Below are 13,952 nucleotides of genomic sequence, written 5' to 3' on the forward strand. Positions count from 1 at the left end.
GCAGTGCTCCTTCTTATGATTCAAGTGCAAAATGTTCAGCCCGCGCGCGCTCAACCCACGTCGTCGCCTGACCAAGGTAATAAGCCGGATCAAGCAGGCGATCCAGTTCGTGTGACGACAGTTGGGCGCACACTTGAGGCTCTTCGCCCAGTACCGCGCGCAAGTGGCGATGCTCGGCGACGGCCCGCTTGCAACATGTCTCCAGCAAGTGATGGGCTGTTTCACGCCCAACGCGCTGAGCCAGCACACTGCTGACCGCCTCAGCCAGCACTAACCCGTGGGTCAGATCAAGGTTGCTGGCCATGCGCTCGGCATCCACTTCCAGCCCTTGCGCAATCGTGAGCGCTTGAGCCAGTGCCCCGGACACCAGGCAACAAATCTCAGGCAGGGTTTCCCATTCGGCGTGCCACAGCCCCAGGCTGCGCTCATGCTCTTGCGGCATGGCGCTGAACAAGATGCTCAGCAAACCCGGCACACGTGTGGCGGCACTGATCAACACCGCCGAACCCACAGGGTTGCGCTTGTGCGGCATGGTTGAAGAGCCGCCCTTGCCCGGTGCCGAGGGTTCGAATACTTCAGCGGCTTCGGTCTGCATCAATAAACTGATGTCACGGCCAACTTTGCCGAGACCGCCCGCAATCAGACCCAAAACCGCGCCGAACTCCACCAAACGATCACGCTGGGTGTGCCAGGGCTGTTCGGGTAGCTGCAAGTGAAGCTCTTCGGCCAACGCGTGTGCCACGGGCAATGCTTGATCACCCAGTGAAGCGAGGGTGCCCGAAGCTCCGCCAAATTGCAGGCACAGCAAGCGGGGTTTCAATTCGCCCAGACGCTGACGGTTTCGGCTCACCGCCCCCAGCCAACTGCCTATTTTCATGCCCAAGGTGACAGGCGTGGCCTGCTGAAGCCAGGTACGACCGGCGAGCGGCGTAGTGGCATAACGCAGGGCTAACTCGGCCAGCACATCGCCCAGCCGACGCAGATCCTGATCAATCAAGTCGAGGGCTGATCGCAGTTGCAACACCAACCCGGTATCCATCACATCCTGACTGGTAGCGCCCAGATGCACATAGCGTTCTGCATCTGGCGCGGCAATGGCTATCTGTTTGCCCAAGGCTTTGACCAAAGGAATTGCCGAGTTCCCCGCTGTGGCAATTGACTGCCCCAAGGCTTCGAAGCCATACAAGCTGGCTCGGCATGCCACGTGAATTGGCATCACCGCGCACTGAGGGATCAGCCCGACCCGCGCCTGAGCACGCGCCAGTGCCGCTTCAAAATCAAGCATGGCCTGAACCCGACCATGATCACTGAACACGTCGCCCATGGCCTTGGCCGTGAAGTACGCATCGAACAGTTGGTGACTCTTGCACTCGCTCATAAACCCTTCCTGGAAGGCGCGCGCCCTTCAAAGGCGCGCGCGGTGCTTCATAGGTCGTGGTGCAGGTACTTGGGTTGCTTGGGCAAGCGGAAGCTGAACAGAAAAGCGATGGCCATCATGGCCGTCACATACCAGTAAAAGGTGTTTTCCATGCCCATCGACTTGAGCCCCAGCGCCACGTACTCAGCTGACCCGCCAAAAATGGCATTGGCTACGGCGTAAGCCAGACCGACACCCAGCGCCCGCACTTGAGGCGGGAACATTTCAGCCTTAACCAATCCGCTGATCGAGGTGTAAAAGCTGACAATCGCCAGCGCCAGGGTGATGAGCACAAACGCCAAAAACGGACTGGAGATGGTTTTCAATGTCATCAGGATCGGCACCGTGCACAGTGTGCCCAGCGCGCCAAACCACAGCATCGACTGGCGGCGGCCAATCTTGTCCGCCAACATGCCGAACACCGGCTGCATGCACATATAAAGGAACAGAGCGCCGGTCATGATGTAGCTGGCGGTTTTGGCATGCATACCGGCCGTGTTCACCAGGTACTTCTGCATATACGTTGTAAAGGTGTAGAAAATCAGCGAACCACCTGCGGTGTAACCCAGCACGGTAATAAACGCGGCTTTATGGTCGCGGAACAAGGCCCTGATACTGCCAGCGTCCTTATCCTGTCGCGTTTCAGCACTGGTGGTTTCCTTCAGGGAGCGACGCAGCATCAACGAGATCAGCGCCGCCAGGGCTCCGATCACGAACGGCACGCGCCAGCCCCAGGCACGCAACTCGTCTTCCGACAGAAATTGCTGAAGGATCACTACCACCAATACGGCCAGCAGTTGCCCGCCGATCAGGGTGACGTACTGGAAGGACGCAAAAAAGCCACGCTGACCTTTGAGGGCCACTTCGCTCATATAGGTCGCCGTGGTGCCGTACTCACCGCCCACCGACAGCCCCTGGAACAGCCTCGCTACCAGTAGCAACGCCGGCGCCCAGGCGCCGATTGAGGCATAGGTCGGCAAGAAGGCAATCACCAGTGAACCGGCGCACATCATCAGCACCGATATCATCATTGAGTTCTTGCGGCCGTGTTTGTCTGCCACCCGGCCGAAAATCCAGCCGCCGATAGGACGCATCAAAAAGCCAGCTGCGAATACCCCGGCCGTGTTCAGCAATTGAACCGTCGGGTCATCGGATGGGAAGAAAGCAGGCGCAAAGTAGATCGCGCAAAAGGCATAAACGTAGAAGTCGAACCATTCGACGAGGTTGCCGGAAGAAGCACCGACAATCGCAAAAATCCTTTTTCTGCGTTCCTCTCCTGTGTAGTGAGTGGCTGTTGTCATGTTTTTTATACTCATCAGGGTTTAGTTGCTTACCGACATACCTTGCAACATGTAACGCCTTAATCACAATAAGCCGAACGATTGAATGAACAATCGCCCGGCTTTTTCACATCACGCTGTCAGACTCGTTCAATCGCCAATGCCAGACCTTGGCCGACGCCGACACACATGGTCGCCAGACCTTTTTTGCCGCCGGTTTTCTCCAGCTGATGCAATGCGGTCATCACAATACGCGCCCCGCTCATCCCCAATGGATGACCCAAGGCAATCGCCCCGCCATTGGGATTAACCTGCGGCGCATCGTCTGCCAGACCCAGCTCGCGCAACACTGCAAGCCCTTGGCTGGCAAAGGCTTCATTGAGTTCGATCACATCAAAGTCACTGACGGCCACACCCAGGCGCTCAACCAGCTTGCGCACCGCAGGCACCGGGCCGATACCCATGACCCGAGGTGCGACGCCGGCACTGGCCATGCCCAGCACACGCGCCCGAGCCGTCAGGCCGTGACGTTTAACCGCCTCGGCGGAAGCCAGAATCAAGGCTGCCGCGCCATCATTGACACCCGAAGCGTTGCCCGCGGTGACGGTTTTATCAGGGCCGTTGACCGGCTTGAGCTTGCTGAGTGTTGCCAGAGTCGTGTCGGCACGGGGGTGCTCATCGTGCTCAACCACGGTCTCGCCTTTTTTATGGGCGATGCGTACCGGCACGATTTCCTCCGCGAAGTAGCCTGCTGCCTGGGCTGCCGCAGTGCGCTGCTGGCTGCGCAAGGCAAACGCATCCTGATCGGCGCGTGAGATACCGTAGTCGTCGGCCACGTTATCTGCCGTCTGTGGCATGGCATCCACACCGTATTGAGCTTTCATCAACGGGTTGATGAAGCGCCAGCCAATCGTGGTGTCTTCCAGCTTCATGTTGCGCGAAAACGCTGCATCCGCCTTGCCCATGACGAAGGGTGCGCGAGACATTGACTCGACACCGCCAGCAATCGCCAGCTCCATCTCGCCGCTGGCAATGGCCCGGAAAGCCGTGCCAATGGCATCCATGCCTGAAGCGCACAAGCGGTTGAGGGTCACCCCAGGAATTGTCTCCGGCAGACCGGCCAGCAAGGCGGCCATGCGCGCCACATTGCGATTGTCTTCACCGGCCTGATTGGCACAACCGAAGAACACCTCGTCGACTTCAGCCCACTGCACGCTAGGGTTGCGCTCCATCAGCGCCTTGATCGGTATGGCGGCCAGATCATCAGCACGCACCGTTGCCAAACCACCGCCAAAACGCCCAATAGGGGTGCGAATTGCGTCGCAAATAAAGACCTCGCGCATCACGCTTCTCCTGGCGTTTGGCCGTGGGCCAGGGCAGTACGTGCTTCCAGATCACGCAGGGCTTTAAGCTCCACTTCGGTAGGCACAGGGGTCTGCTCAACGTTATCGGCAAAGCGAATAGCCCAACCCGTCGCGCCAATTACCTGCTCGCGGGTCACGCCTGGGTGCAGGGCAGTCACTACAAATTCGTGGGTTTGGGCTTCCGGCTCCATGATGCACAGGTCAGTAATGATGCCCACTGGCCCAGCGCCCGGCAGGCCCAGACGCTTGCGTGAATCACCGCCCTCGCCATGCCCCACAGAAGTAATGAAGTCCAGACGCTCAACAAACGAGCGCGCCGACTGCTTGAGGATAATCAGCACGCTTTTCGCTGAGCCGGCGATCTCCGGCGCTCCACCGGCCCCCGGCAGGCGAACTTTTGGCTGGTGATAATCACCTACTACGGTGGTGTTGATATTGCCAAAGCGGTCGACTTGAGCCGCGCCCAAAAAGCCTACGTCAACGCGGCCGCCTTGCAGCCAATAGCGAAAAATCTCACTGGTGGAGACAACAGTGTCTGCCGTTTCAGCCAGCTCCCCATCGCCAATCGACAGCGGCAGCACGTTCGGTTTGGCGCCAATCGGGCCAGATTCATAAATCAGCACCACGTCAGGCGACGAGGTCAGACGCGCCAGATTAGCGGCTTTGGAAGGTAGACCGATGCCGACAAAGCAGACCGAGCCGTTTTTCAGGCGACGAGCAGCAGCAACGGTCATCATTTCATTGGTGGAGTACGTCATTATTTTGCCTCCGAAGCGCGCGCCAATTTGGCTTGGAATTCGCTGAAATTGGCAGTGCCACGAATGAACTCGTTAATCCACGCGGTAAACGTCTCGCGGTCACGGGCAATTGGGTCCCACGCCTGATAAAAGCGGTTATCACGCTCGGTGTAGCCGTGGGCATAGGACGGATGGGCGCCGCCAGGCACATGGCACACTGCGCTCAAGGCCCAGGTCGGCAACACGCAGGCGTTCATGGGCGCTTGCAGATCGTCGACGATTTCTTCAACGGTCACGATGCAGCGTTTGGCAGCCAGTGCGGCTTCTTTCTGAACGCCCAAAATCCCCCACAACAGCACATTGCCTTTGCGGTCAGCCTTTTGTGCATGAATGACCGTAACGTCCGGGCGCACCGACGGCACCGCTGCCAGCACTTCGCCTGTGAACGGGCAAGTGACGGTTTTGATCAGCGGGTTAACTTTGGGCAGGTCTGAACCGGCATAGGCTCGCAGCACGGCGAATGGTAAGCCCGAAGCCCCTGCCACGTAGGCATTGGCCAGATCGGCGTGGCTGTGTTCTTCAATTTCCAATGGCTGCGGCCACTGTTTTTCGACGGCATCGCGCAAACGGTGCAATGAACCCACGCCAGGATTGCCCCCCCATGAAAAAATCAATTTGCGCGCACACCCGGCACCGATCAACTGGTCGTAAATCAGGTCAGGCGTCATGCGTACCAGAGTAAGGTCTTTCTTGCCCTGACGAATGATTTCATGACCTGCAGCAGTCGGAATCAAATGGGTAAAACCTTCGAGGGCAACGGTATCGCCATCGCCCACAAATTGTTTCACGGCGTCGTGCAGTGAAATGATGTCTGCCATGAGGGGTAGCTCCCGTTTCTTGTTGGCCACTTGCAGTAGAGAAAGGCGCGCCGAGGCGACACCGTATGCTCAGCAGGTTAAGCCGCCGTCACGGGCCAAAACAATCCGATAATCGACTATGTGTTCGTTTATCGAACACATAGTTAGTGTGCTGGCTAATGGAATGGGGGGGGGGGGAGGAATGTGTTCGCTGCACCTTAGGTGAACAGCTGGGCACTCAATTCACGGCTAGAGCTGAGCATGATGGGCAGAAAGCGCTGCTCCAGCTCCGTACGTGTTACCCGTCCGGCATGGGTGCTGACGTTCAACGCGGCCAAAACCTGCCCCGAAGCGTCGTAGACCGGCACGGCAATAGAACGCAGCCCCTGCTCCAGCTCTTGATCGACAATGCACCAGCCCTGCTCTCGCACTTGCTGCAAGCATTCAAGCAGCGCCTGGGGCGTGTGAACGGTGCGACTGGTTTTAGCCTGAAATTCACCATTGGCCAAATATTCATGCAGCGTTACATCGTCCAGCGCGGCCAGCAATATTCGGCCCATGGAGGTGCAATAGGCCGGTAGGCGCCCGCCCACTGAAAGGTCCACTGAGATCAAACGTTGCGTAGTCGCCGAACGGGCGATGTACAAGATGTCGTCACCCTCAAGGGTCGCCATGTTGCACGCCTCGTGCAACTGCTCGCTCATGCGGTCCAGATAGGGCTGGGCTGAAACCGCCAGCGGTGTTGATGACAAGTAGGCATGACCTAGCGTCAACACTTTGGGCAACAAGGAATAGGTACGACCGTCCGTTGTGGCATAACCCAACTTGATCAGCGTGTATAAGCATCGACGTACCGCAGCTCGCGGAATCTCGGTACGGTGGCTGATTTGCGCAATCGTCAAATGCCGTTTGCGCTCTTGAAAGGCTTGCACCACAGCCAGGCCACGTGCCAACGACGCCATAAAATCAGGGTCACCGGTGAACGCCTGGATTCGCTTTGCAGGAGACGCCACGATAGGCGGAGCGATAGAGGAAGTGGACGTGCGCATTTGATCATTCATTCCTAACCCCTGCGTTGACTATTGGTTGCAATGACAGGCTTGCTTGAGCCAAAAACCTGTAGGGCGCACGCTAAGTTGGGCGATTATCGAACCTTCGTCCGATAATCGCAATCTGCTTTCCTGCCGCCATCTGTATGTCGCTCCCTCCGGGTATTGAACACTTACATACAGACGAGAAGCTCAGTCGAAACTCTCTTTTATTAAGCGCGCGTTTTAAATCCGTTCAGGGAAGACACTAATATCCGCGTATACTTCACTGGCTCGCCCATTATTAACCGGATGGCGAAGCGCTTAGTTAATCGTGCCGCTTCTGTTACACGTCGATCATCTGGAAGTTGACGTAAACGAAGTTATTCAGCGATAGTAGCGCCATCCCTTGAGCCTTTATGGCCAGCAGCATCATGAGTGCAAGAGCTCAGGCACACTGATACGGATTGGATCCAATCTACTCCCGAGCTTCTTGCCCACGCGGGTGGAACATTAAAGTGTCCCCTGCGCACGGTGCCACTGTTAATTGATACCGTAGGAATGGACACGATGTTTGCCGCTAAAGTTGCTGGCAGGTAGTTTCTAAAGACGAGTTTAATTAACTCATCTTCCCGGCTCTAATACACGATGGTCTAATCCATTTAACCACTACTCAATTAGGTAACACTGTGACGACGAAAGACGAACTGCGCGCAGAACTTGAGCGTCAGGAACAACGTTACAAGGAAGTCTACGGCGGCGAAATAACGACCTACGCCGCGCAACCTGAGCCCGAGCGCAAACCCTGGAAAAAACGCGCCAGCCTGCTCGATCAGGCTTTCAGCCAGGAAATCCAAAAAATTGAAAAAGAGCTCAAATCCGAGGAATCGTGAGCCTCGGATTGAGCTCCCCGAGCCTTGCTCAATGCCCTGCGTTTATGATCACGAATGTGTCCGTTTGCTGCGTTGAAGCTGGAACCTACCCCAGCCGAACGTCTGATATGAGATATTTCATACAGCAGAATCAGACTCAACCAGAAGCGTTAGCCACTCATTCGTGATCGCTTATAGCCTTTGTTTTCAGGGGCTTGTAGCGCTTTTTCTGTTTTCAAAACCCGCTGTGTCTTACAAGATTTTTCATTTATAGATGTTACCAACCAGCAGCTAGTGCATTGATTCACGGGGTTTTCTGGCATAATTCCGCCCCCTTTATGTCCGTGTCAGAAAACCTTCATGATCGATTTACTAAGCGCATTGGATGCCTGGGTTCTTGTCAGCCTCTTCTTCGCCCTAGCCTTTGTTCTCGCGTTTGAGTTCATTAATGGCTTTCATGACACCGCGAATGCGGTAGCGACCGTCATCTACACCAAAGCCATGCCGCCTCATCTGGCGGTGTTCTTCTCCGGTGTGTTCAACTTTCTCGGCGTTCTGCTGGGCGGTGTGGGCGTGGCTTATGCCATCGTCCACCTGCTGCCCGTTGAGCTTCTGGTGAATGTGAATACCGGACACGGCCTGGCTATGGTGTTCTCGCTGCTCGCTGCTGCCATTACCTGGAACCTGGGCACCTGGTATTTCGGGATTCCAGCGTCGAGCTCCCACACCTTGATCGGTTCGATCCTCGGTGTAGGCCTGGCCAATGCCTTGATCACGGGTATTCCTGTGAGTGAAGGCGTGAACTGGCAGAAGGCGATCGACATTGGCGCCTCGCTGGTCTTCTCGCCACTCGCCGGTTTTCTGATTGCAGCTCTGCTGTTGATCGGCCTGAAGTGGTGGCGCCCTAATTCCAAGATGCACAAGACCCCGGAACAGCGCCGCAAGATGGATGACAAAAAGCATCCACCTTTCTGGAACCGTCTGGTGCTGGTGATCAGCGCCATGACCGTAAGCTTTGTTCACGGCTCCAACGATGGTCAGAAAGGCATTGGCCTGATCATGCTGGTATTGATTGGTATCGTCCCGAGTGTCTTTGTGTTGGACCTCAACAGTACGACCTATCAAATTGAGCGAACTCGCGATGCCACCTTGCATCTGAGCCAGTTCTACCAGCGCAACAACGCCACCCTGAGTGAATTCCTGGCACTGGGCAAAAGTGCTAAAGGCGACTTGCCAGAGCAGTTCAGCTGCAACCCGCAGCAAACCGAGCCGACCATTGCGGCGTTGCTGGGTTCATTGAAAGGCGTGGCTGACTATCACTCGATCCCGGCTGAAAAGCGCATCGAAATTCGTCGCTACCTGCTGTGCCTGGACGACACCGCCAAGAAAGTCAGCAAATTGCCAGTGCTTGATAACCGCGAGAAAGCGGACCTCGAAAAACTACGCAAAGACCTGACGGCCACCACGGAATACGCCCCGTTCTGGGTGATTCTGGCGGTTGCGCTGGCATTGGGCCTGGGCACCATGGTCGGCTGGAGACGTGTGGTTAAAACCATCGGTGAGAAAATCGGCAAGCAGGGCATGACCTATGCCCAAGGCATGTCGGCGCAAATCACTACCACCCTTGCCATTGGCCTGGCTAACGTCTACTCGCTGCCAGTATCGACGACGCACATTTTGTCGTCGGGTGTAGCGGGTACGATGGTCGCGAATAAAAGCGGCCTGCAAGGCGGTACGATCAAGACCATCCTGATGGCGTGGGTACTGACGTTGCCCGCTACCATTGCACTGTCTGCAGCGCTGTTCTGGCTGGCTTCCAAAGCACTCGCCTGATAACCGCCTGGCAACATGAGAAGGCACGCCCCTCAGGGTCGTGCCTTTTTTTATGCCAAAGAATCCTCAACCTAGCCCTCTCCCAGAGGGAGAGGAGACTAAAGGCAACAGCAAATCTGCGCACAACCACAATTGAGCTCCCTCCCCTGCATGGTGATCATGGGTAGTTTTCTTCGGGCAAAAAAATAGGCGACCGAAGTCGCCCAAAATGCCTTGCGTGCTCATACCCCAAAAAAACTCGCGCTACTTGCGCTTGCGAGAGTCCTTCCAGATAAAAATGCCCAGACCCGCAAAAAACACCATCATGAGTCCCACCGTAAGTACCCCGGCGATAACAACGTTATCGAGAAACATGACGGCCTCCTGCGTGTCTGTCTGTGTGTTGAAGCTAGATTAACCACACACGCAGGTGCAGACCTTGACCGGGATCAATAATGATCCACGATCAGAGTCACTTAAACGGGAGGGTTGACACAGATCATCTAAATCGCCGGACTTCAGCGCTTTTTGGATTTTTTCTTGGGCTTTTTCTTGACGGCTGACAAAGGCATCGCCTGCTCGAAAGCCAAGCGTACTTCGTTCAACTTCTTTTCTTTGAGGTCATGCACTCGCTTGGCGCGCTCGGCACCCAAGTCGACCAGCGTGTTGTCTTGGCTCATGGCGCTATAAGGTCACTGTCTGTGTGTGTGATGGGCCAATAATGCGACGGCCTCATCCCCATGACCAGTAAAAACAGCTCAGACTTTGATATCCACCCACACGCCCTGACGCTGCAACCCATCTACAGCAGGCAAATCAACCACATCGCTTTCTTCGCCCGACTCATCGTGCGGCAACGAGGCCTCAGCTTCACCGCGGCGCTTGTCGTGTTGACGCTGCTGTTCTTCACGCAGCAACAACGCGGCCCGCTCACGGTCGCCCTCACTCAGGTTGATCGTGCTGTCTGCCGACGAAGGCTGGGCAGGCACTACGGGTGGAATGTCCGGCCGCTGGCGCACCGGATCCTGTTGCGACGTCACGGGTACAACGCTCAAAGGCAAGATCGGTGGCAGCATGCAGGTGTTCTCCTTAACCGCTTATCGAATACTCATTCGGTTGCTGATCAGCTTTTTGTGAGAGACCTTTGGACTGAGGCCCCTGCTGCGTTAATATACTCGGCTTTTTCAAAGCGGGAGTCAGGCAGCATGGCGCAGCAGTATCAACCGGGGCAACGCTGGATTAGTGACAGCGAAGCAGAGCTAGGTTTAGGCACCGTTCTGGCACAGGACGGTCGCTTGTTGACCGTGCTCTATCCGGCCACTGGCGAAACCCGCCAATATTCGCTGCGCAACGCACCGCTGACGCGGGTTCGTTTTTCGCCGGGTGACACCATCATCCACTTCGAAGGCTGGAAAATGACCGTGCGCGAAGTCGAAGATGTCGACGGCTTGATGGTCTATCACGGGCTCAACGAGCAAAACGAGCCGGTCACCCTGCCAGAAACGCAGCTGTCTAACTTTATCCAGTTCCGCCTGGCCAGCGACCGCCTGTTCGCAGGTCAGATCGACCCGCTATCCTGGTTCTCACTGCGTTATCACACCCTGGAGCACACCAGCCGCCAACTGCAATCGCCGTTGTGGGGCCTGGGTGGCGTACGTGCGCAGCCTATCGCGCATCAATTGCACATTGCCCGCGAAGTGGCCGACCGAATCGCTCCACGCGTATTGCTGGCGGATGAAGTAGGCCTGGGTAAAACCATTGAAGCCGGTCTGGTGATTCATCGCCAACTGCTCAGTGGCCGCGCCAACCGTGTACTGATCGTCGTCCCGGAAAACCTCCAGCATCAATGGCTGGTCGAGATGCGCCGTCGCTTCAACCTTGAAGTTGCGCTGTTTGATGAAGAACGTTTCATTGAAAGCGACGCCAGCAATCCGTTTGAAGACTGCCAACTGGCCTTGGTCGCTCTTGAATGGCTGGTTGACGATCCTAAAGCGCAGGCCGCCCTCTTTGATGCCGACTGGGACCTGTTGGTGGTCGATGAGGCTCACCACCTGGTGTGGCACGAAGATCAAGTCAGCCCTGAATACGGTCTGGTGGAGCAACTCGCCGGCGTCATCCCGGGCGTGCTGCTGCTGACCGCAACACCGGAACAACTGGGTCAGGACAGTCACTTCGCCCGTCTGCGCCTGCTTGACCCCAATCGTTTTCACGATTTGGCCGCCTTCCGCGCCGAGAGCGAAAACTATCGCCCGGTCGCTCAAGCCGTACAAGAACTGTTGGATAAAGGCCGTCTTTCGCCACAGGCTCACGACACCATTCACAATTTCCTCGGCGCTCAGGGCGATGCCTTGCTGGCAGCCGTCAACGAAGGTGACAGCGAGGCCAGCGCCCGCCTGGTTCGCGAGCTGCTCGACCGTCACGGCACCGGCCGCGTCCTGTTCCGTAACACCCGCGCCGCGATTCAGGGCTTCCCTGAGCGCAAACTGCATGCGTATCCGCTGCCATGCCCGGACGAATACCTTGAGCTGCCGCTGGGCGAACACGCCGAGCTGTACCCCGAGGTCAGCTTTCAGGCCCAGCCGGACGCCACTGATGAACAACGCTGGTGGAACTTTGACCCGCGTGTTGAGTGGCTGATCGACACCCTGAAAATGCTCAAACGCACCAAAGTGCTGGTGATTTGTGCCCACGCCGAGACGGCCATGGATCTGGAGGACGCCCTGCGCGTGCGCTCCGGCATTCCAGCCACCGTCTTCCACGAAGGCATGAACATTCTTGAGCGCGACCGTGCGGCCGCCTACTTCGCTGATGAAGAGTTCGGGGCTCAAGTGCTGATCTGCTCTGAAATCGGCAGTGAAGGTCGCAACTTCCAGTTTGCCCACCACCTGGTGTTGTTCGATCTGCCGTCACACCCTGACTTGCTTGAGCAACGCATTGGGCGTCTGGACCGTATCGGCCAGAAGCACGTCATTGAATTGCATGTGCCATACCTTGAGACCAGCCCGCAACAGCGCCTGTTCCAGTGGTACCACGAAGCGCTGAATGCCTTCCTCAACACCTGCCCGACCGGTAACGCACTGCAACATACGTTCGGTCCTCGGTTGTTGCCATTACTGGAAGCTGCTGACGATGAAGAGTGGCAAGCGCTGATCGATGAAGCACGCACTGAACGCGAGCGCCTCGAACAGGAGTTGCACACCGGTCGTGACCGCCTGCTGGAGTTGAACTCCGGGGGTTCGGGTGAAGGCGAAGCACTGGTTGAAGCGATTCTTGAGCAAGACGATCAATTCACCTTGCCGATTTACATGGAAACGCTGTTTAACGCCTTTGGTATCGACAGCGAAGACCACTCGGAAAATGCCCTGATCCTCAAACCGAGCGAGAAAATGCTCGACGCCAGCTTCCCGCTGGGCGATGACGAAGGGGTGACCATCACCTACGACCGTAACCTGGCGCTGTCCCGCGAAGACATGCAGTTCATCACCTGGGAACACCCGATGGTGCAAGGCGCGATGGATCTCGTAAGGTCTGGCTCCATGGGCAACACGGCTGTCGCGCTGATCAAAAACAAGGCGCTGAAACCCGGCACTGTGCTGCTTGAGCTGATCTACGTGAGCGAAGTCGTTGCGCCTCGGTCACTGCAACTGGGCCGTTACTTGCCGCCAGCAGCACTGCGTTGCCTGCTGGATGCCAATGGCAATGATCTGTCGTCGCGTGTGGCCTTTGACACCCTGAACGAGCAACTGGAAAGCGTTCCACGCGCCAGCGCCAACAAGTTCATTCAGGCTCAGCGCGACACCCTGACACCGAAGATCAACGCCGGTGAAGCCAAGATCGCGCCCCGTCACGCCGAGCGCGTCGCCGAAGCCAAACGCCGCCTGGCTGCCGACACCGAAGAAGAACTGGCCCGCCTGACTGCATTGCAAGCGGTCAACCCGAGCGTACGTGACAGCGAACTGGTTGCCTTGCGCAAACAACGCGAACAAAGCCTGGCCATGCTTGAAAAAGCAGCCTTGCGTCTTGAAGCCATTCGAGTACTGGTCGCAGGCTAATCGACCATCAGCGCCACAAGCCCTCTGCCCAGCGGTAGAGGGCTTGTAACGCTTCAAACGCCGCAGCGCTGACTGTAGCGATTATCTACGGCAATTAGCCACTACCCTGAAACAGGTTACTTCCCTACCCGTTCCTGCCCCGTCAATGAACGAACAGGTACGCACCGCAATGGTGCGCCAACCTATTGCTGCGCCCTTTCCTGGACCATCACCCAAGGCGAAACCACCACGGCCCAGAGCTGCGGGTCGCGCTCAAGCACGTCTAGCGCCTGCTCTCCCGTCATTCTCCCAAGCAGGCCAGATGCCATCCAGGCCGAGACTTTCGCTGCATCATCCTGAGTCACGGCCTGCGCTGCTTCGATCAAGTCCAGACCCGGCTCAACCCACAACAGGTCCCCTTTGGCGAAGAACGGCTGTAAGGCGTTCCATTCAATAGTTGAAGTCTCGCCAAGCAGCTTGGCATAGAGGGTGCTAGGTTCTTGCGTCATGGGTTCCACCAGGTAAAAAAATCGGCGTAATGATAGCGCCGCTGA

Annotated in this window: 13 protein-coding genes; 3 read left to right on the plus strand and 10 right to left on the minus strand. The window is 56.9% G+C overall.

Features of this window, described 5'->3' with window-relative positions; genetic code table 11:
* Positions 1-13: 13 nt before the first annotated feature.
* The 6 genes from FJD38_RS04280 to pcaR all read right to left on the minus strand — a co-directional run bounded on the left by FJD38_RS04280 (position 14) and on the right by pcaR (position 6,716).
* The gene (locus tag FJD38_RS04280) at positions 14-1,378 is read right to left on the minus strand and encodes a 3-carboxy-cis,cis-muconate cycloisomerase (protein ID WP_146384061.1); all 1,365 of its coding nucleotides are present in this window, start codon (positions 1,376-1,378) and stop codon (positions 14-16) included.
* A gap of 47 nt (positions 1,379-1,425) precedes the next feature.
* Entirely contained in the window at positions 1,426-2,718 is a 1,293-nt protein-coding gene (locus tag FJD38_RS04285) for an MFS family transporter (RefSeq protein WP_122784723.1), read from the minus strand.
* A 119-nt stretch (positions 2,719-2,837) separates the two neighbouring features.
* On the minus strand, positions 2,838-4,043 hold the full coding sequence (gene pcaF, locus FJD38_RS04290; RefSeq protein WP_208727491.1) for a 3-oxoadipyl-CoA thiolase: 1,206 nt from the start codon (positions 4,041-4,043) through the stop codon (positions 2,838-2,840).
* Positions 4,040-4,822, minus strand: a complete 783-nt coding sequence (locus FJD38_RS04295; RefSeq protein WP_208727498.1) for a CoA-transferase subunit beta — start codon at positions 4,820-4,822, stop codon at positions 4,040-4,042. Before FJD38_RS04295 ends, pcaF begins: the two co-directional genes overlap by 4 nt.
* The gene (locus tag FJD38_RS04300; protein ID WP_122784726.1) at positions 4,819-5,676 is read right to left on the minus strand and encodes a CoA transferase subunit A; all 858 of its coding nucleotides are present in this window, start codon (positions 5,674-5,676) and stop codon (positions 4,819-4,821) included. The genes FJD38_RS04295 and FJD38_RS04300 overlap by 4 nt, the downstream gene beginning before the upstream one ends.
* A 197-nt stretch (positions 5,677-5,873) precedes the next feature.
* Positions 5,874-6,716: a pca regulon transcriptional regulator PcaR gene (pcaR, locus tag FJD38_RS04305; RefSeq protein ID WP_122784727.1), complete on the minus strand. Its 843-nt coding sequence runs from the start codon at positions 6,714-6,716 to the stop codon at positions 5,874-5,876.
* A 656-nt stretch (positions 6,717-7,372) separates the two neighbouring features.
* On the opposite strand from pcaR, the gene FJD38_RS04310 reads away from it, so the two are divergent.
* Positions 7,373-7,576, plus strand: a complete 204-nt coding sequence (locus FJD38_RS04310; RefSeq protein WP_122784728.1) for a hypothetical protein — start codon at positions 7,373-7,375, stop codon at positions 7,574-7,576.
* A 339-nt stretch (positions 7,577-7,915) separates the two neighbouring features.
* Complete coding sequence (locus FJD38_RS04315) at positions 7,916-9,388, plus strand: inorganic phosphate transporter (protein ID WP_122784729.1); 1,473 nt, start codon at positions 7,916-7,918, stop codon at positions 9,386-9,388.
* Between the two features lie 243 nt (positions 9,389-9,631).
* Here the strand turns inward: FJD38_RS04315 and ccoM are convergent, their stop codons facing one another.
* The 3 genes from ccoM to FJD38_RS04320 all read right to left on the minus strand — a co-directional run bounded on the left by ccoM (position 9,632) and on the right by FJD38_RS04320 (position 10,443).
* On the minus strand, positions 9,632-9,742 hold the full coding sequence (gene ccoM, locus FJD38_RS24970; RefSeq protein ID WP_280116024.1) for a cytochrome c oxidase subunit CcoM: 111 nt from the start codon (positions 9,740-9,742) through the stop codon (positions 9,632-9,634).
* Positions 9,743-9,885: 143 nt separating this feature from the next.
* Positions 9,886-10,047, minus strand: a complete 162-nt coding sequence (locus tag FJD38_RS24510; RefSeq protein WP_122784730.1) for a hypothetical protein — start codon at positions 10,045-10,047, stop codon at positions 9,886-9,888.
* Between the two features lie 78 nt (positions 10,048-10,125).
* Entirely contained in the window at positions 10,126-10,443 is a 318-nt protein-coding gene (locus FJD38_RS04320) for an aspartate-semialdehyde dehydrogenase (RefSeq protein WP_146384067.1), read from the minus strand.
* Positions 10,444-10,572: 129 nt separating this feature from the next.
* On the opposite strand from FJD38_RS04320, the gene rapA reads away from it, so the two are divergent.
* Entirely contained in the window at positions 10,573-13,419 is a 2,847-nt protein-coding gene (rapA, locus tag FJD38_RS04325; RefSeq protein WP_122784732.1) for an RNA polymerase-associated protein RapA, read from the plus strand.
* Positions 13,420-13,601: 182 nt separating this feature from the next.
* On the opposite strand, the gene FJD38_RS04330 is transcribed toward rapA, so the two are convergent.
* On the minus strand, positions 13,602-13,907 hold the full coding sequence (locus FJD38_RS04330) for a DUF2288 domain-containing protein (protein ID WP_122784733.1): 306 nt from the start codon (positions 13,905-13,907) through the stop codon (positions 13,602-13,604).
* Between the last annotated feature and the right edge of the window lie 45 nt (positions 13,908-13,952).

The organism is Pseudomonas saxonica (assembly GCF_007858365.1).
Lineage (GTDB): Bacteria > Pseudomonadota > Gammaproteobacteria > Pseudomonadales > Pseudomonadaceae > Aquipseudomonas > Aquipseudomonas saxonica.

Coding starts and splice junctions, on each gene's coding strand:
- FJD38_RS24510 (WP_122784730.1), bottom strand. CDS start 10,047: ATGAGCCAAGACAACACGCTGGTCGACTTGGGTGCCGAGCGCGCCAAG.
- FJD38_RS04285 (WP_122784723.1), bottom strand. CDS start 2,718: ATGACAACAGCCACTCACTACACAGGAGAGGAACGCAGAAAAAGGATT.
- ccoM (WP_280116024.1), bottom strand. CDS start 9,742: ATGTTTCTCGATAACGTTGTTATCGCCGGGGTACTTACGGTGGGACTC.
- rapA (WP_122784732.1), top strand. CDS start 10,573: ATGGCGCAGCAGTATCAACCGGGGCAACGCTGGATTAGTGACAGCGAA.
- pcaR (WP_122784727.1), bottom strand. CDS start 6,716: ATGAATGATCAAATGCGCACGTCCACTTCCTCTATCGCTCCGCCTATC.
- FJD38_RS04315 (WP_122784729.1), top strand. CDS start 7,916: ATGATCGATTTACTAAGCGCATTGGATGCCTGGGTTCTTGTCAGCCTC.
- FJD38_RS04300 (WP_122784726.1), bottom strand. CDS start 5,676: ATGGCAGACATCATTTCACTGCACGACGCCGTGAAACAATTTGTGGGC.
- FJD38_RS04320 (WP_146384067.1), bottom strand. CDS start 10,443: ATGCTGCCACCGATCTTGCCTTTGAGCGTTGTACCCGTGACGTCGCAA.
- FJD38_RS04280 (WP_146384061.1), bottom strand. CDS start 1,378: ATGAGCGAGTGCAAGAGTCACCAACTGTTCGATGCGTACTTCACGGCC.
- FJD38_RS04330 (WP_122784733.1), bottom strand. CDS start 13,907: ATGACGCAAGAACCTAGCACCCTCTATGCCAAGCTGCTTGGCGAGACT.